Below are 19,167 nucleotides of genomic sequence, written 5' to 3' on the forward strand. Positions count from 1 at the left end.
GAGGTTTTTTCGAATCTGAAGTAATAAAAAGTTTTAGGGGTGTAGCTCCAATTGGCAGAGCAGCGGATTCCAAATCCGCGTGTTGGGAGTTCGAATCTCTCCACCCCTGCCACATCTTCCCTTAGGGGATATGAAAAGCCTCAACTTCGGTTGAGGCTTTTTGCCATCTAGTATTATGAAAAATAGAGATTTTCAGATCTCCTACCTATCAACCCCATCAAAAGTTCATCGGAAACGTTCATAAAGCCTCTCCAAAACACTTCCGGTACATATCCTGCACTTACAGCTTCAACCTCGTGGTGAGCTATACAGCTATGAATAGCGCTTGCGGCTACCTAGGGCGAATATTGCCAACAAACACCTCTCATAGAAATTCGACAACGGTATGGTCCATATCCGGTCATGTAGCTGGAATCGGTGGTCGATATAATATTTATGGTTTGGTAGGAAATACGATTACATTATCTGGTATGCATCCTGACTGATTTTTGATATCCCACTCTTCGTTTACGGTATTCATCTCTAAGGTGGTGATATCTCCCGACATAGACTGCTTAAGTTGTCGTATACGCTCAGAGATACTTCTAACTTGCTTTTCATCGTATCCACAGTAGTTTTGTAACCAATGAAACAACATCTGGTTCGCAGGATAAATCATGTATTTAAGCCCTTTATATTGCTTAGGCATGCTATTCATATCCGCATCAAAGCACATAACTTGTTCAGTATCAGGCAAGCATCCGGAGTTTTCAGCTGTATCCTTAAAGAACCAAGTTATTTCGTTGAGATGTGACTGTAAACTTCTGTCCGAACGAGTAAAGAAGCGGTACTCGTTATTCAACCTTAAGAATTTCTTCAACATCGGGTCAAAAGTATCATCATTCATGATCATTAGATCTTCGCCAAAATACTGTACTAAGTTGGCTATACGTTCAATAAAGTCAGTGATAAATCGTTGGTGCTCACCTTTCTTCAGGTCTACGAAGGTCATTACATAGCGAGTATTTTTCTCTATAGCAAAGATAATAGGTTTACGCTGGACTCTGATCACATGTACTAACCATTCGCTGATTTCTTTGGGCGTATTGCCGTCGTTATCTTTTAGATGGTAGATATCATCTGATATCAATTTACAGGGAGTAGGATTGATTGGTGATATCTTTTCTCCTTGTCGAGTTACGGTGAAGAAATCACTAGCAGCTTTAGTACAGTTGAAAATCAGCATGGTATGTTTTTTCTAGTTGTTTAAGTTGTATCAGATTAAAGGCTGTTTCAATAAAAGCCAACCTGTAGATAGTACGTAAACGACCATGGAGTTATGATTTTCGTCATTAGTATATGCTGTAACCTTTGTCTGTACTGACCACCAACGATAAATCTCAGTCCTTGTTATAGCAATGTAGGAGTGTTGCCGATGTTCGTTTATTCATGCTGTGGTGATGATTAGAAGTGAGATTACAACGCTGAGCAAAACGAGAATGACGGCAATATACTATTGCTAAAGACGGCTTCTGAAATTTACCCCTGAGTCCCACCATAACAATCTACCTCAACGGCTTCCACATACGACCTCCCTCACATTCGAGTATAAGTGTCCCTTCAAACATATATAAAAATTAAGTGACTGATAGAAATAGGAGTATTTTGTCATGACGCTTAATAGAACAATCAACCTGACCAATTTGATAATGAAAACCTTATCTGGTCCCAGTGCTGATTCTCGCTCTAACGATTTGGAGTGGTCTGACGGTGGAGGAGATAATAGTGTAATTGGTTTGAAGGTGCTCGTTGGACGTACTCAAAATCGACGATTCCATTTACGTTATGTATCACCAGTGAGCCGGAAGAAATCAAGCATCACCATTGCTAGGTGGCCTGATCTCACGGTAGAAGAAGCAAGAGCTAAAGCGCGTAAGCTCAAGGTACAAATCGCTGAGGGTATTGATCCAAAGATTGAACGAGATTCTCGCTCTGCCGTTGTGATGCCTGATGTTTTCACATTCTTCCACGAGACCTATTTACCGTGGGCTAAAACCCGTAAGAAGTCATGGAAAGATGATGAAACACGGTTCTTGCGATGTAAGTCAATCTATAAAATTCCCATGGATAGGCTCTCAGCACACGCAATCATGAAGCTTCAATCCCACCTCACGACTGAAACTTACAAGGGTAAACCTTACTCTGTTGGGACAAATAATCATGTTATCGCGTTAGTTAAGGTGATTTGCTCACTGTCTTCTAAGGTTCTTGATACCCCAAACCATGCGACTAAGGTTTCTTTGATGCCTGTTAATAATGCTCGGACTCGTTTTCTCGATGTGAACGAGACAGCTCTACTGATAAAGGTTGCTCGTACCTACTACTGTAAGGTGAAGGGCAATCTGATTGCGCTGTTGTGGCTAACAGGTTGTCGAATATCTGAATTGATGGAGAGGCAGTGGGGTGACGTTTCGTTTGAGGATAGGACACTATTCATCAAAATGACCAAGAATAAGAAACCACATTTGGTGTATCTATCGCCATTAATGTTGGAGTTGTTTTCTGAGCTTTGGAAGTTGAAGCAGCCCGGTAATCCGCATGTCTTTCCCGGTAGTCGAGAAGGGACTCATATCTCACCCCCACGTAAAGCGTTGAAGTTGATACTGGATCACGCTGGTATCGATCCTGAAGGTGTTGTTTTCCACACTGCGAGGCATTCGGTAGCGAGTAATCTACTGAACTCTGGGATGGATGTTACGTCGGTTCAGCGTGTTTTAAACCATTCAGATATGTCGAGTACCTTAATTTACCGACATTTTGATAAAACAGCATTAGAACGTGGAGCGAATGCCTTGTCTGATATGGTCGAGAGAGCAAGTGAGAATCTAGTGTTACCCGAAGCTAAAGTAGTTTGACCTATATATTCTATTAACGATAGCCCCTGAATAGTTAGTTCTATTCAGGGGCTTTTTCATATCTGGAATTTAGATGGAGAGATCGAATGAAAATTGTGAAAAGTCTTATTGATGCTGAACAGTTGGAGTTGCCCTTACCGATTAAAGAGCAATTGATGTATCAGCTATTGCTTCCTTGGTCTGGTGATCGTGATGAGGCTGAGAAATTTTGGGAGGAAGTTTCCACCTGCCTGATCTTGATTGAGCGAGGTGATACCGATCAAGACTTAGCTGACGTAGATGAAGATACCGAGGTCATTCTGTCATATGCGATAGAAAACCCCGAGTTTGTCATTTTGCTACCAGATGAGACTGAACCCTATGTCTTTGCGTGCTGTGTCCATGCTGACGATGGGAGTGGCAGTTTTGTTATGGGTTCCACGAGTAACGCTACCCAAGCGATTAAAACGTTAATTGAACTGGCTGAATAAGGAGAATTTTGTATGAGCCAAAAAGTTGAAAAGGAGAACGAGGTCGATTCGTTCACCATTGTTAAAGAAGGTCAGAGTCCAAAGCTTAGCCCTAAGTCTGAGAGCTTTCTAGAGTATCAGATTGCCTACAAGGAAGATGATCAGGAGTTCTATATACGTGTTTCTAAAAACTCGTCGTCGGGGTTGTTCTCGAACTGCTGGGTGCGTCTTGAAGCTATCTTTACACTGCTCGATGATCAGGTAGGTAAAACCCTCAAGTCAGCAGCGTTGAAGCCAGTAATAACAGGTGGAAGTAGTAATTCGTGTGGGTTCTTAGCGGCTATCCTGCGAACTATCTCTATCCTCGATCCTGTACCCGATAATGTGTTCTTACATCAGGTGTCTGAGCGCTATGAAGTGGTGAAGACTGAGCTTCGAGCACTAGCCTCTAACCCTGACTAATCTTTCATACCTAGCCTCGTCCTGAGGCGGTTTACTTAATTATTACAACGAGAATTTATTATGAACTTAACTCTTCAATTTGATGTTGAGCGATTTTTGCTACCGATTAGCATAGACCTTCAAAATGCTTTAAACCGTATTTGTAACGAGTCGGGAAAGGTGTCGTCCTCAACTCAAGCTGTAACCATCAACTTTCGAGAGCGTGCTTACTGTCCTGAAAATGGAGGATACCACCCTGTCGAGATTCGTATCACTAGGCTTAATGACCAATGGGTTTTCGATTACATCACGGATTTTAGTTACTGTGGGTTGATGCCTGAACTTGAGAAAGAAATCGACTTTGATTTTGGTCATGGTGTGGCTTACATCCGTTACATGGGTGAAGTTCCCATCACTGAATCCAGTGTCGCTGAGTTCTATTCGATGTGGGAGAGTAATTTTCTGTCGTATTTATCGATGGACTGCTTCGATGAAATTAAGGTAATGGCGGAAGATGTATAGTGCTTATTAGTGTTGTGATGAACAGGAACTTGACCGGAGCGAGTAAAGGAAAAATGCTCTGTGGTTTTGTCCTGTTCATCAGTTCATGTGGGTGAATGTGTGATGGGGTATGAGCTCTTAATTGATAAACCTAACACAAGGATTGTACATCCGTTGTACCGTGTTGGAACGTTTATGTACTGATGGAAACTCCCATTGCGTCGGGGGCAATGGGAGGGAATTTGGTGGTGCTAATTTGAAAAGTGTTATCTAGCGGATAATGATTTGGTGAGATCTTATCGGTGCCTCAGCTATAAAATTACTGATAAATATGTCATTAATAGTACCCAGCCCGGTGGCAGGTTATTATTCTGTTTAGTTACGTTTGGCGAAAAACAGCATCGTTTTGAGTCTTCCCTTAACTGGTATCGGTTCCAAGTTAGGTAAAATACCCCAGTACCCATACCTAACATAGAAAGCTTAAAAAGCGCTGTATAGTGGTATCTTTATGACATGGAGCGACTACAACAGAGAGCAGAAACAACATTATGTATTGGTGGTTGCATTCCATCTCAACGAACCATCAACAAACCCAACGACGTACTTCAATTAGCTCACTGCCTTCTACTTGGTTGAGTCCAGATACGCTTGGAGCTCTTGCTTCAACAAGTAACGTATCCAGTCAGGTGAGAGCACCTCTGCATGAGGTAGCCACGTTTTGAGTTTGCGTAGTAATTCTGGAATGTTCTTGGTTTTGTGACTAACCAACACATCACCGGAATCTAGTTCTTTCAACACCCTGAAGTCATCGGCATTACCTTCATTTAAGAAAGCTCCCACGCCTTTAGCACTCATCTGTATAAGAACTTCAACGGGATTGAGTCGTTCATCTTCATATCCACAACCATTCAGCTTCAGCTCAACGCTAGGGTCAGGAGAGTATTTATCCTCGTAACGCATTAACTCACGAATTTTAGCCACTCTGAGTGACTCTAGGCGGTTTCTGTGTGTCCCGACAATGAACCACAATCCGCGTTCATTCAACAGTTTGTAGCTGTGGAACTCATCGTAGGTTTTCCCTTCATGGCTAAAGCTAATCACGTTTCGTCGTTGTATCGATTCGATAAGCTTCTCGAACACCGAAGCACATTCACTAATGTCCTCGACTTGTGGGTTCTTGAAGAGAAAGGGTGGGGTGGTTTTGTTGTTCAATACGCCATTGCTTAGATAGTGCTTACCTGAAAACAAAGTATCGAATCCCATGTTTAACAGCAGGAGAGATAGCTCGTTATTGGTCTGTCTGCCTAAGAACTTAGGGTCTAACGAGTAACAAGCACCGTCACGTTGTATAGGTAGGTAATTTAACCGTTCATTGAAGTCACGATTTAGCGTCCTTCTTGCTACCCCAAATTCACGACTTAAATCTTCTAGATGCAATTTCTCACCTGTATTTAAACGGGTAAGGATAATGCCAAGTCGTTTCGCTAGTTTGTCATGCTCTTTCATTCTACGCATTGTAGATAGGTCGCTCGTCAGGTGGTGTCGCACTGAGAAAGAACCTGATTATTTCTAGCTAATTTTCATAAGGTTACTGATATTGCTATAGCTTTCATTAGCTACCTCTAGGTATGCCTTACAAGGCATTCATCAATCATTTCAATATTTCTACACCTGAGCGACACACCCTGTCGTTCACCCTCTTTAAACTAATCATCAATCACGTTAACGCCGTCTCTTATAAGCGGCGTCATTACGTATTTAAGGAAAAACAAAAATGAAAACATCAATCATCCTGCTAGGTTTAACTTCGCTTTTCGCATCTTCAGTATTCGCAGGTGGCACGTTCGGAGGGAATCCGGGCGATATCTCGAAAATGAAAGAACTACTAGAGCCACAATGGAATGGTAAAGCAGGTATTCAGAACACATCATCTTACGGTGTCATCGTGCAATGGAAAGCCGATGTCTGCGGAACAATGAATGGTCATGTTACTGATGTGACTCAATGCGGCTCAGATACCCCGAAAGGTAAAGCACAATAAGTTTTGTTGCGGAGCTTGGCTCTAGATATCTCAGTTTCGAAATTGGAACTCTCTAGGCTGAGGTATCAATGAGCTCCGCAACACTCTAATCAACCAACAAGAAGGAGCCTTTACATGGCGATTAAATCAATTACAACACTCGTTACAACCTGTCCTGCATGTGGTGAACGTGCTTATGATGATGGTAGCTGTCAGGTGTGCGGTCACTCTCACTAAAGTTGTATTGGTAAAAATCTATGGGGCGTATTCTTAATTGAGTACGCCCCTTTTTCATATCTATAGGAAAGGAGAATCGTGATGAAAGCATATGATCGAGTCATGCCTCAACAACGATGGTTTAAGCCTAGCGTTTCAACTGGATTGAAGGGAGCACAGTACGGGACTGCACTGGGAGCGAGGTTTGGGGCTCAAGGCGTTGTCCTCGGTGGTGCAATCGGGTTTGTCAGTGGAGCCTTAATCGGTGGTGTTCTGGATGAGCTAGACGTTCTCTAGCTATTGAAGGAGTGGGGGTAACTCTGCTTCTTTTTTCTTACGTTGATGATTCAGAGTTCGTATTGACGACGGCTTCGATATGTCGAGTTCAGCTGACATTAGAGATAAATTTCACAACTAGTGTTAGCAATGTAGAAGTGTTGCTGATGTTCGTTTCTTTATCTAGTCACGATGATTCACTTTGTCATTGCTGCGATCATTCCGTTCTAAATTCAGCACTGTCCCATTGCACTAAAAACAATGTGTGAAATTTAGTGTAACAGGGTTTGGTTTTGTTGCTTCTAAGTAGTACAGCTTTACGTTGTTCAGACGTATCCAGTCTATAAGAAGAGATTTGTTGGTTAATATTTGTTCGATCAGATAAGGAAGAGAAATTATTTTAACAAATGGAGTCTTGTTTATGCATTCAGAATTATTTCGTATGTTTTTTGTTCGAGGAAGTTTTACGGCAAGAAGAAGGCGCAAACCGTCTTCATTAAAATATCGCTATTCACCATTTTGGTTTTTTAGTCATTTCAAATTTAAATAGTCATTGTTTATCAGTAACTTGCGTTTATTTGTGTGTTGATCATATATGTTTGATAGGGGTATGCTAAGCATTCTTTAAACAACAGAGGTACTGAAAAAATGACACGTAAGACTAAGAAAAAGGGGGTCATCTTGACACTTGATAAACATACTTTGGCATTGAAGCTGATCGCTTCGATTATCCGATTGAAAGATTTATACATCCTTCTGGATGGCAAGGGACGTCAAATCTCCTATGTCAAACTGACGGGTGAAGAAGGTAAGGCGGTTGCTGATGCCGACGTATGTACCCAAGAGATTATTAAATCAGACAGTTTTATTGAGCTAGGTAACGGTAATCACGTTCGTTGCTCTACTATCGAGGCGGTCGAGACTTGTAATGGCCGAGAGCACAAGGGCATTCTGATCAGAGGTGAGGGTGATGCGATATTGAATTTCTTACCTATCCCTCAATCGGAAATCCGCGAGAAGGTAGCTGATGCATTGCATGATGCGCTGGTTTCTTATGAAGCGGGTAAGTTTGTACAACCAGATCTAACTAAAATTCTATCAACTCACTAATCGTAAACAGGTAAATGATATGAACACTCTAAAACTGAAAGACTTAATCGAAATGATCAAAAAATGTGGTGAAGACTGCCCACGAGGGAATAGCAAAACTATGGGCGGGCTACTTACTCACTGTATCGAGAGTTGCGAATATGAACATGGAACAATGCAGCAATCTGCTTATTTAATGAAGTATGTGCGTACCTGTATGAATAACAACGTTGAAAAGAAAGGTGTCGATACCATTGGTTATGTGCAACTAATCAAGTTTGTTAAGTCATGGGCTCGTACAGCAAAGTTTAAGTAAGAACTGCCTCGCTGTAACACTGTCTAGCAAACCACTGCCTTCGTGCGCACCATTCTATACCAGTCTTTTCTAAACTAGTCTCATCTCCGAGCACCTCTTTATTACCAATCTTTCTATATCCGATAACCGACGAAGTGTGTCCGGTCATGGATGTACTTCGTCTTTTTTTATTTTAACGAATGGATAAACAAAAGATGAAAAAGTTAGAAACGTTTCCGAAAACAGCCTATGAATTGATGCGAGAAACTGAGCGTGAGTTAGAAGACTTCCTGCAGTCCACATTCTTCGATACCAAATCATTGCTTTTAGATGATCAAGTTAGCAAGTTCGAAGCCGAGCTGCGAGGGCGTGAAGAAGCTAAAAAAGAAATAGATGAACGTATTAACCAATACTTAGAGGGTATCAAATCTGCTCCTTGGGCGGCAATACGTGGTGAAGGTAAAGCTATCCACATATCGATAGATTCCGAGTGGGTCTTTAACCATGAGACGGGTAAGAACGATATTCTTTGCTACTCATACAGTGTTCGCATTGGTGATAAGTCGTTTAGCGGTGTGAAACATACCGACATGGCGAAACTGATTAAGCAGTGTCGTGATCAAGGTCTGTCGAAAGAAGATGAAATGGATAAGCGTAAGCAGCTTACCAAGAAAGGTTACAAGATCGGCTTTGACAAATTCATCCAAGAATTACTGATAAAAGCTAAAGCACGTGGTTTCATCGATGAATGGCCTGAGCATACCTTTATCTACGCCCACTTCTTACGTGCCGATATCGCTTCTTTCGAAGAGTTTTGGAACATTGGTAAAAATAACAAGAACCATAAGAACGCACTGACAACGGTTCAAGGTACTGTCACATCTGGTCGTGGTGCTTACGGTATCGCTCTGGACTCCATCGGGCGCAGTAAATACAAAATAGAAAACACCAAGTTCTACTCTTCATCAAATAACGCTTTCGAAACCAAAGTTCGCTTCGTAGATACCATGTTGCTGAGTAGCAAGGCGTCGCTTGATGAGATCGGTGAGTTGGTTGGTTTTCCTAAGATGACGCTACCGGGCAACATGATAGAGCGAATGGATGACCTGTATTGTAAGGATACTAGTCTGTTTAATCGGTACGCTATTCGCGATTCTTATCTTGCTTTGGAATATGGTTTACGGATGCAGAAATTCGCGTTGGTTGATCTTCGTGAAGATATTGGTCTGGAGCTGAATAGCCTGCCTTCGACATTAGGCAATCTTGGTGTGTCGTTGTTCCGTGATTCATGTGGTGGTGCGGCTGAGATGCATCAGTTCTTAGGGTATGAGAAGCGCAAGAATCAGTACTACCATGCTAAAAGTAATTCTATCCGCAATTCCGTTGAACTGGCGAAGACTGTGAGCCGTGAGTATACCGATGCACTAGCTGTGTCCGCATTTTATGGTGGCGCTAATTTTGGCGCGTACTTTGGCCCCACGGAGGTCGGTGATTACAACGATTTCGACCTTTCCGGAGCTTACACCACGGCTCTCGTCGATATTCTCGAAGCAGACTATTTGAATTCGTTTGAGTCTAAGGATATTGAAGATTATCTCGGTCATAAGATGGGCTTTGCTTATGTTCGCTTCAAGCATGATGACAAGGAAAATTTTGGACTTTTGCCTTGTCGCACTTCACTTCGAGGGATCTACTATCCACTTGAAGGTGAAACGTACGTAACAGCGCCGGAACTACAATTAGCTCATGATGCTGGCGTAGAGATCGAGATACTCCATGGTCAGGTGATCCCGTGGAAGAATGGCTCTACATCTAAGTTTAAAGAGTTTACCAAGACGATTCGTAAGCAACGAGCTAAGTATAAAGAAAAGGGCAATGAGTTGTACGAGAAGCTTTGGAAGCTCATTGGTAACACTCTTTACGGAAAGGTTGGGCAAGGCTTACGTGATAAGTCTGGTTTCGATTTAGCCTCAGGTTTAAGTAGTAAAATTCCGTATTCACCAGTGACTAATGCACACGCAGCGGCACATGCGACGGGTTTTGTTCGCGGAACCATGTTAGAAGTTATGCGCAAGCTTAACGAGCGTTACGGGGATGATATAAAGATAATTTCAGCGACCACCGACGGCTGGCTTTGCAATGCTACAGAAGAGCAATTAGAGCAATGCTTAGATGGTCCATTAGCGCGTCGGTTCCAGCAGATCTGTACCGAAGTCAGTGGCGAAGACATGATGCAACTAAAGCACCATGCTAAACAGATTATCTCTATGAAGACTCGTGGACAATTGACTGCTGAATTGGGTGATACAAAACCGGTATGTGCTAAAGCAGGGATAAAAGCACCGAAAGGCGTAGATGAAAATGAGTGGATGGTTGAGCTGTTCTTAGATCGTTATCCGGGTCAGAAGGTTGCACGTAAACATTTAGCATCAGCACGTGACCAATGGTTAAAAGAGCTCGATCTTATTTCTATCCATACCGAACAGACACTTAACCTCGAATATGACTTTAAGCGTCGTCCTGTAAACCCTCGTATGGTGGAAGTTCGCCACCCTGCTAGCGGTGAAATGGTAGAGCACCTATCTTTCGATACGGTTCCATGGAATACCGTTGATGAGGGTTTAGATGCTCGTACTTACTTCGACGAGTGGCGTGTAAACAACTGCTTAAAGAAAATGGAAGATTGGGACAATTGGATGGACTTCTATAAGGTTCGTAGTTATCTCAAGGGAACTGGTGTTAAATACCTAGAAGATGGCTCAGAGGGCATTTTCAAGGTACAGATGTTACGAGCTATCACTCAAGGTAAATGGGGGCTACCAGAGGCTCCAAAACGCGCTCCACGAGGTCATTACGATAAGATGGTCGCTATGTTTGAAGTTGACGGTATTGAAGGTGTCACTAAACAAGATTTGGCTAATTCGAAGGGACGTAAACTACTGGAATCTAAACTGCCTGTAACGCCACGTATGTTGCCACTCCTATCATGGTTAGTGCGTAAGTACCCAATGGTCGATATGACATTGATTTTCCATCCTATCGAGGCTGATGAAGCGGTTTCCATGCTAGAAGAGTACAACCGAGAACATACTGAAAAACTAGTAGCGTAGTATCGCGTAACACTTACAGAGCCAGATTCCGAAAGGGGTCTGGCTTTCTATTTCAGAACTGGTGGTAGCAGTGAGTGGAACGATTGCTGTCATTCTTTGGTGATATTTCGATGCTTTAGCTGATTTGATTAGACTAGTGATGCTGTGGTAATAACGACAGCAATATACATTGCTAAAGACTTAGTCTGATATTTAGCTCTTAACCCCTCAACAACAGGAGTTATAGACTCTACCTCATAACTATGAACCCTATTTCCCTCGTTACACTTCTATGTCATTACCTTTCACTTTTTGTACTGTAACGCTTTAAAATACTTCTCAAGGTAAGTCACAAGCATCTTGTCTAGAAAATTGCCTATTCGATATCTTAGAAAAGGTATCTTTCTCTATCTATGTGGATGAGCAATGCACTACAATTGTGACAATTTTTGATATGAATATTAGCGTAGTTTGAAGCGATGGTCTGTCTTCATTACTCGCAGCTACTTTGAGCTGACTAAGAGCGTAGGATTTTAAAATGACAATGATTAACCAAGATGAAATTAATAAAGCGGTCTGGGCTGCTTGTGATACGTTTCGAGGTACGGTAGACCCTTCAATTTATAAAGACTTTGTCTTAACCATGTTGTTCTTGAAGTACATTTCAGACGTTCACCAAGATAAGGTTGATGAACTCACTGGGCAATTTGGTGATAACCCTGAAATGATTGAAGCGATGCTATCGAGTCAGTCGTTTAAGATCCCATCAGGTTCGACATTTTGGGACTTGTACGCACAGCGTCATGAAGCTGGTAACGGCTCTCGTATTGATAAAGCTTTACATGCTATTGAAGAAGCTAACGGTACTAAGCTGAAAAATGTCTTCCAAGATATCAGCTTTAACACCGACAAGCTGGGTGATGAGAAGCAGAAGAACAGCATCTTACGTCATATCTTAGAGGACTTTGGTAAGGAGACACTTAACTTACGCCCTAGTCGAGTGGGTTCTCTAGACGTTATTGGTAACGCATATGAGTACCTGATTAAACACTTTGCGGCTGGTAGCGGTAAATCGGCTGGTGAGTTCTACACACCACCAGAAGTGTCAGACTTGCTCTCTATCATCCTAGAGCCTCAAGAAGGGGATACTATTTGTGATCCTGCTTGTGGTTCTGGTTCTCTATTGATGAAGTGTGGTAAGCAAGTCCAGAAGAACTTTAATGGCTCTAAGCAGTACGCTTTATTCGGTCAGGAAGCGATTGGTTCTACTTGGTCTTTAGCTAAGATGAACATGTTCCTACATGGTGAAGATAATCACCGTATCGAATGGGGTGATACCATCCGTAACCCGAAACTCCAAGAGAGTTCTGGTGGATTGATGCACTTTGATGTGGTGACGGCTAACCCTCCATTTTCATTGGATAAGTGGGGTCATGAAGATGCTGCTAATGATGAATTTGGTCGTTTCCGTCGTGGTATCCCACCTAAGACTAAAGGTGATTACGCGTTTATTTCGCATATGATTGAGACGTTGAAACCTCAGTCAGGTCGTATGGGGGTAGTGGTGCCTCATGGTGTGTTATTCCGCGCATCATCGGAAGGTAAGATCCGTACGCAGTTAATTGATGAGAACTTACTCGATACCGTCATTGGTCTGCCTGAAAAGCTATTCTTCGGTACAGGTATCCCTGCTGCAATCTTGTTATTTAAGAAGAACAAGACAGACAACAAAGTATTGTTTATCGATGCTTCACGTGAGTTTAAGTCGGGTAAGAACCAGAACCAGTTAACGCCTGAGAACATCCGGAAGATTGTAGATACCTATAAAGCGCGAGAGTCGACAGATAAGTATTCTTACCTAGCTACTTTGGAAGAGATTGCCGAGAACGACTACAACCTGAATATTCCTCGTTATGTCGATACCTTTGAGGAAGAAGAAGATATTGATTTAGTTGCGGTACGTACTGAACGTTTAGCATTGCAGAATGAACTGGCTGACCTTGAAGCTGAAATGGCAGGTTACCTAGAGGAGTTGGGTTATGGTGCCTAATGGTTGGTCGATTAAAATACTAGAAGATCTTGCCTCTGTAGAGCGAGGGAAGTTTTCAGCTCGTCCTCGTAATGATCCGAAATATTATGGTGGTGAAATACCTTTCGTTCAAACTGGTGATATTGCGTCAGCTAACACTTATCTTTCTTCATTCAGCCAAACCCTGAATGAAGAAGGTTTAAAAGTGAGTCGTCTATTTCCTAACAATTCAATATTAATTACCATCGCAGCTAATATCGGAGATACGGCAATCACTTCATTCGAAGTAGCGTGTCCCGATAGTTTGGTAGGAATACAACCAAAGCAAGATGTAGATTGCTTTTGGCTCAACTCTTTTTTAGAAACCTGTAAAGATGAGCTAGATGGAAAGGCGACTCAAAACGCACAGAAAAACATTAACCTTCAAGTTCTAAAGCCTTTAGAGATTTTAACTCCACCATACGAAGAACAACGAAAAATCGCCAAAATCCTCTCAATATGGGACAAAGCTATTGCCAGTACTGGAAAGCTGATTGAAACCAGCAAGCAACAGAAAAAAGCCCTGATGCAGCAGTTGTTGACGGGTAAGAAGCGTTTGGTGAACCCAGAGACAGGTAATGTGTTTGAGGGGGATTGGGTTCAAGAAGAAATTGATAATTTACTTAGAGAAGTTAAGCGTCCCGTAGAGTGGGATGATGATGCTGATTATCATTTACTTAGTGTGAAGCGCCGCTCCGAAGGGGTTGTTTTAAGGGAAGTTTTGAATGGTCACAAGATTCTCACCAAGAAAATGAATCTAGCCAAAGAGGGCGACTTCCTTATTTCCAAAATGCAGGTTGTTCATGGAGCTTCAGGCTTAGTTACGAGTGAATTTGATAATTGCCATATATCAGGCTCTTACATTTCCCTAGTACCAAAGAATTCTGACTCATTGGATATAGAGTTTTTCTCGTGGTTAAGTAAACAAAAGAAAATGTACCATCAAGCATTTCTTTGTAGCTACGGTGTACATATCGAAAAGATGACGTTCAATTTCAAGTTGTACTTGAAGGAGAAAATTTCATTACCTAGTAATGTCTCTGAACAACAAAAAATCGCCTCAGTCCTAACTGCTGCCGATAGAGACATTGAAGTTTTAGAAGCGAAACTTTCTCATCTAAAACAAGAAAAGAAAGCACTGATGCAGCAATTGCTAACAGGTAAAAGACGGGTTCAAGTTGAAGAATCCGTAGCAGCATAACTTATCCAATCAAGCGTAGTCAGTCATGACTACGCTTTTACTTATTACGTCTATCCCCATGCTCCCCTCAGGCTTAAAAGGAATAACACGGCATGTCACAACCTATTGCGAATTTTAAAGAAGAGCAGAGTGCGAAAATCCCTGCTTTAGCCTTGCTGACTCACTTAGGGTATCAATTCATACCACCAAGTGAATGTTCGATTCAGCGAGGTCGGTTGTCTACCGTTATTCTACCCAAGGTATTGAGGGAAGTTTTATCTAAGAAAACCTTCTCGTTCATGGGGAAAGACCACCCTCTATCAGTAGCGTCTATCGATAAAATAGTGCATGAGTTAGCCTCTCCTGCGATGAATGAAGGGTTAAAAGCTGCTAATGAGAAGATCTATAACATCTTGACGTATGGTATTGGTGTTACTGAGTTCATTGATGGGAAAAAAGCGAATCCTACCATTCAAATTATCGAGTGGGAGAAGCCAGAGCGTAACGTCTTCCACTTTACCGAAGAGTTAAAGGTAGAAAATACCCACGGCACCGATCATCGTATTCCAGACATCGTATGTTTCGTTAATGGATTACCGTGGGTTGTCATCGAAGCTAAGCGTCCTGATTCCTCTAAGGAAGGTAAGCCGACGGTAGCAGAAGGTATTTCCCAAAATATCCGTAACCAAAAGGTCGATGAAATCCCTCACTTGTTTGCTTACAGTCAGTTACTGCTTTCTATCAATGGTCACGATGGACAGTACGCGACATGTGGTACGCCTGAGAAGTTTTGGGCTAAATGGAAAGAAGAAGAAATCGTTGAAGCTGAGTTCGCTAGGTTGAAGAATAAACCGTTATCACCGACTCAATTTGAGGCTATTTTTAAGTATCGTTCAGCGAAAGTAGCCGACGAATACTTAACTCTTATCGCAGGCGGTGAGTTGGTCGTGACTGACCAAGACCATTTACTCGTGAGTTTATTACGTCATGACCGACTATTAGAGATGACAAGGTTATATACGCTATTCGATAAGAAAGCAGGGAAGATAGTCGCTCGATACCAACAGGTTTTCGGGATCAAGGCATTGGTTGAGCGAATTACTACCTTTGATGATAACGGAGCTCGTAATGGTGGCGTGATATGGCACACCACAGGCTCAGGTAAGTCATTTACGATGGTGTTTCTCTCTAAGGCACTCATATGGATAAAAGAACTTGCTAAGTGTCGTGTTGTCGTTGTTACAGACAGGGTTGACTTAGAAGGGCAACTTGCTCGTACTTTTGCATCTGGCGGTGCTTTATCGGATAGAGATAAAAAAGACGCGATGGCAACGACAGGTAAGCGGTTAGCGGAACAAATAGGTAAAGGTAATGAACGAATTATCTTTTCTATTATTAATAAGTTTGGTACCGCTGTTGAGATGACCGAGTGTTACAACGACAGTCCAGATATGATCGTGCTGGTGGATGAAGGGCATCGAAGCCAGAACGGTGAAAACAACATCAGAATGCAGCAAGCGCTACCCAACGCAGCATTCGTCGCGTTTACAGGGACTCCGTTACTTCAAGATGATAAGACAGAGAATAAGTTCGGTAAAATCATCCACTCTTACACCATGCAACAAGCTGTTGAGGACGAAACGGTAACCCCTCTTTTATACGAGGAACGTATTCCTGAACTGAGCACCAATGATAAAGCGATAGACGCTTGGTTTGATCGAATCACAGATAAGTTAACGGAAAACCAGCGTACTGACTTAAAGAAAAAGTTCGCACAGAAGGGACAGATATATCAATCGGAAGGTCGTTTAGAACTTATCGCGCATGATATCTCAGACCATTTTCAGAACTTTAAACAACAAGGTTTAAAGGGACAGTTAGCTTGTGACTCTAAAGCCTCTGCAATCCAATATAAGCAGTTACTCGATCAAATCGGTAAGGTGAGTTCCGTCGTTGCAATGTCGCCTCCTGATTCTCGTGAGGGGCATGATGATGTTGATACAGAGAGCAAAGACCTAGTACAGAATTGGTGGAAACAGAACGTAGGAAATCAAGACGAGAAAGCGTATACCCAAAGCATTATCGATGACTTCAGTAAGGATGATGGACCTGATTTAATGATAGTAGTCGATAAGCTACTAACGGGGTTCGATGAGCCTAAGAATACGGTTATCTATATCGATAAACCGTTAAAACAACACAATCTAATTCAAGCAATCGCACGAGTTAACCGTCTCCATAGTAAGAAGCAGTTCGGTTACTTAATCGATTATCGAGGTATCTTGAAAGAGCTGGATGCCACTATTGAGAAGTACCAAGACCTAGCGGAACGCACATTAGGTGGGTTCGATATTGATGATCTGCAAGGTTTGTACAACCGAATGGATACCGAGTACAAAAAACTTCCAGGTTTATACTCAGACCTGTGGGCTATCTTTGACAGTGTGGTGAATAAACAAGACGGTCCAGCGTTACGTCAGGTACTTACACCTAAGATGCAAGATATCGAGGGTCAAGTTACCGATACCAACCTTAAAAAGCGTAACGACTTCTATACGGCACTGACTCTCTTTACTAACTGCATGAAAGTTGCTCTACAGTCGGCAACTTACTTCGAAGATAAAAGCTTCGATAACAAGCGTCAATTGTACAAAGACACGTTAAAAATGATGTCTCAGCTTCGAAAACAAGTACGTGAAGATGCAGAAGAAACCATTGATTATGACGCTTATGCTGATGACATTAGAACGTTGCTCGATAAGCATATTGGTGGTGTTGAGATTGAAGAGTCTAAGGGGGCTTACCTCGTAGGTAATATGGGTAAAGATGCGAAACCAGAGCAGATGACCGACGATGAAGCTCGAAATCAAAAAGATAAAATCACAGGTCGCATCACTAAGATGATTGACCAAGATTTAGCTGATGATCCTTATGCTCAAGAATATTTCTCTAAGCTGCTCAAACAAGCAATAGAGAAAACGAAAGAGATGTTCGACGCACCTGTTAAACAATACATGCTGTTCGCTGATTTTGAAGAGCAAGTCAAAGAACGAAAGGTCGAGGGTCTTCCAACGGATCGCTTTAGTGCTTTAGACCCCAAGATTAAGCGTCATGTACAAGCTTATTATGGGTTATTCCTGAAACAATTAGGTGAACCACTACCATTGACTGAAGACCAGTGCTTTGATTACGCGATTAAAATTGATGAGATTGTAAGGAAGTCAGTTGCCGAGTTTTCTATCAATCCGCAAGAGATAGAGAAGCAAATCACGTTAGGCTTACTCCCACTACTCTTTAGTGATTTGGGGATAGATAAAGCGCAAGCATTGGTTAATGAGGTGATCAAAATTACTCGACTAGGTTTATCAGGACTGAATCAGTAATGGCTGAGACTCACTCTAAAGAGCATGTTAAAGAAGAGTACAGCTTTATCTACGGGGATGAAGCTGTTACTTATTCTGTGGTGCGTAAGCCGCATATTGAGGGGAAGAAACGTAAGGTGTCGATAAAAGTACACCCCAATTGCGAGGTGGTCGTTTTCACTCCTGAAGATGCTGATAAAACCGATATCCATGAAGCGGTAATGAAACGTTCTAAATGGATATTCGATGCGCTTACCGAGTTTCGTCACCATTTAGAGTATGTACAGACAAAGCATTACGTCAGTGGTGAAATGCAGTTTTATCTTGGTCGTCGCTATGTTCTCAAAGTTGTTGAAGATAAAGAAGCTCTAAATACAGTAAAAATGGGGCGTGGTAAGTTACTCGTCACGTTAACTAGGTTTAATGAGGATAAGCCAGCGATGGTGAAAGCCTTGGTGAACAACTGGTATAAGGTTCGAGCTGAACGAATTTTCCATGAACGTTTAAGTCATCTACTACCTCAAGCTACATGGGTAACGGGTATCCCAAATTTTCGTATTATGGCAATGCAGAAGCAGTGGGGAAGTTGTTCAGCGAAAGGTACGCTGATACTTAATCCTCATTTAGTGAAAGCACCTAAAGAATGTATAGACTACGTGATATTGCATGAACTCTGTCATATCGCAGAGCACAATCACAGTGAACGGTTTTGGCGGTTATTGACTCAGGTAATGCCAAACTGGAAAGAAGTAAAGAGTCGTTTAGATGGTATGGCGGAGCTGTATCTTAATACATAACCGAGTGACAAATCATTTATCTCCAATACCCTCTAACACCCTTTCGTTTTCCATACCAGTTTAGGTACTTGTTTTTATTAGTGGTTTAAGAACTAAATCAGAAGCTGTTGTTAGCAGTGAGTGGAACGATTGCTGTCATTCTCTGGTGATGTGCTGAAGATTTGATGCACTTGGTTGTGTTGCTAAACCCTGTTGAGAATGACGGCAATATACATTGCTAAAGACTGCATCTGATATTTACTTAAAATGTACTTACATTCAATGGTTTACGTTTTTACTTTTGGAGTGTTTTGGATTTTTTAAGTACTACGCTGATAGTATTTTGAGATGATTTTGTCTAGTTCTGACGGATTAGTGGCGTGATAACTCGAAAAAAAGTAGAGCTCTACTGTTGACGTGGTGTGATGATCTGACTAATATTGTCGGTAGAAGTTGAAAAGAGTAGAGCTCTACTCTTTTCAACTAAATAAGAAGATATGAGAAGAGTTGG

Annotated in this window: 15 protein-coding genes and 1 tRNA gene; 14 read left to right on the forward strand and 2 right to left on the reverse strand. The window is 42.0% G+C overall.

Going from position 1 to position 19,167, the window contains the following annotated elements:
- The first annotated feature begins 35 nt into the window (after nt 1-35).
- Nucleotides 36-112: transfer RNA gene (locus tag BCU75_RS14955), tRNA-Trp, on the forward strand.
- Nucleotides 113-433: 321 nt separating this feature from the next.
- Here the strand turns inward: BCU75_RS14955 and BCU75_RS14960 are convergent.
- On the reverse strand, nt 434-1,225 hold the full coding sequence (locus BCU75_RS14960; protein ID WP_102474318.1) for a DUF6933 domain-containing protein: 792 nt from the start codon (nt 1,223-1,225) through the stop codon (nt 434-436).
- 424 nt (nt 1,226-1,649) lie between these two features.
- On the opposite strand from BCU75_RS14960, the gene BCU75_RS14965 reads away from it, so the two are divergent.
- The 4 genes from BCU75_RS14965 to BCU75_RS14980 all read left to right on the forward strand — a co-directional run bounded on the left by BCU75_RS14965 (nt 1,650) and on the right by BCU75_RS14980 (nt 4,306).
- A complete protein-coding gene (locus tag BCU75_RS14965; RefSeq protein WP_102474319.1) occupies nt 1,650-2,894 on the forward strand; it encodes an integrase family protein in 1,245 nt (414 codons plus the stop codon).
- A gap of 86 nt (nt 2,895-2,980) precedes the next feature.
- The gene (locus tag BCU75_RS14970; RefSeq protein ID WP_017086969.1) at nt 2,981-3,364 is read left to right on the forward strand and encodes a hypothetical protein; all 384 of its coding nucleotides are present in this window, start codon (nt 2,981-2,983) and stop codon (nt 3,362-3,364) included.
- A 12-nt stretch (nt 3,365-3,376) separates the two neighbouring features.
- Entirely contained in the window at nt 3,377-3,805 is a 429-nt protein-coding gene (locus BCU75_RS14975) for a hypothetical protein (RefSeq protein WP_102474320.1), read from the forward strand.
- 60 nt (nt 3,806-3,865) lie between these two features.
- Complete coding sequence (locus tag BCU75_RS14980) at nt 3,866-4,306, forward strand: DUF2787 family protein (RefSeq protein ID WP_102474321.1); 441 nt, start codon at nt 3,866-3,868, stop codon at nt 4,304-4,306.
- A 603-nt stretch (nt 4,307-4,909) separates the two neighbouring features.
- Here the strand turns inward: BCU75_RS14980 and BCU75_RS14985 are convergent.
- Nucleotides 4,910-5,791, reverse strand: a complete 882-nt coding sequence (locus tag BCU75_RS14985; protein ID WP_102474322.1) for a helix-turn-helix transcriptional regulator — start codon at nt 5,789-5,791, stop codon at nt 4,910-4,912.
- Between the two features lie 268 nt (nt 5,792-6,059).
- Between BCU75_RS14985 and BCU75_RS14990 the strand changes: the two genes are divergently transcribed.
- The 9 genes from BCU75_RS14990 (at nt 6,060) to BCU75_RS15030 (ending at nt 18,677) form a co-directional block, all read left to right on the forward strand.
- Nucleotides 6,060-6,326: a hypothetical protein gene (locus tag BCU75_RS14990; protein ID WP_017084382.1), complete on the forward strand. Its 267-nt coding sequence runs from the start codon at nt 6,060-6,062 to the stop codon at nt 6,324-6,326.
- A 297-nt stretch (nt 6,327-6,623) separates the two neighbouring features.
- The gene (locus BCU75_RS14995) at nt 6,624-6,818 is read left to right on the forward strand and encodes a hypothetical protein (RefSeq protein WP_102341145.1); all 195 of its coding nucleotides are present in this window, start codon (nt 6,624-6,626) and stop codon (nt 6,816-6,818) included.
- 660 nt (nt 6,819-7,478) lie between these two features.
- Nucleotides 7,479-7,907 (forward strand): hypothetical protein, encoded by a 429-nt coding sequence (locus tag BCU75_RS15000; protein WP_241905385.1) that lies wholly within the window; start codon nt 7,479-7,481, stop codon nt 7,905-7,907.
- 19 nt (nt 7,908-7,926) lie between these two features.
- A complete protein-coding gene (locus BCU75_RS15005; protein ID WP_102474324.1) occupies nt 7,927-8,202 on the forward strand; it encodes a hypothetical protein in 276 nt (91 codons plus the stop codon).
- A gap of 194 nt (nt 8,203-8,396) precedes the next feature.
- On the forward strand, nt 8,397-11,291 hold the full coding sequence (locus BCU75_RS15010; protein WP_102474342.1) for a DNA polymerase: 2,895 nt from the start codon (nt 8,397-8,399) through the stop codon (nt 11,289-11,291).
- Between the two features lie 517 nt (nt 11,292-11,808).
- On the forward strand, nt 11,809-13,320 hold the full coding sequence (locus tag BCU75_RS15015) for a type I restriction-modification system subunit M (RefSeq protein WP_102474325.1): 1,512 nt from the start codon (nt 11,809-11,811) through the stop codon (nt 13,318-13,320).
- Entirely contained in the window at nt 13,310-14,539 is a 1,230-nt protein-coding gene (locus BCU75_RS15020; RefSeq protein ID WP_102474326.1) for a restriction endonuclease subunit S, read from the forward strand. Before BCU75_RS15015 ends, BCU75_RS15020 begins: the two co-directional genes overlap by 11 nt.
- Before the next feature lie 92 nt (nt 14,540-14,631).
- Nucleotides 14,632-17,901, forward strand: coding sequence for a type I restriction endonuclease subunit R (locus tag BCU75_RS15025; protein WP_102474327.1), 3,270 nt, complete (start codon nt 14,632-14,634; stop codon nt 17,899-17,901).
- Entirely contained in the window at nt 17,901-18,677 is a 777-nt protein-coding gene (locus tag BCU75_RS15030; RefSeq protein WP_102474328.1) for a M48 family metallopeptidase, read from the forward strand. The genes BCU75_RS15025 and BCU75_RS15030 overlap by 1 nt, the downstream gene beginning before the upstream one ends.
- Nucleotides 18,678-19,167: the final 490 nt, after the last annotated feature.

This window comes from Vibrio splendidus, assembly GCF_002873455.1.
GTDB classification, from domain to species: Bacteria; Pseudomonadota; Gammaproteobacteria; order Enterobacterales; family Vibrionaceae; genus Vibrio; species Vibrio splendidus_J.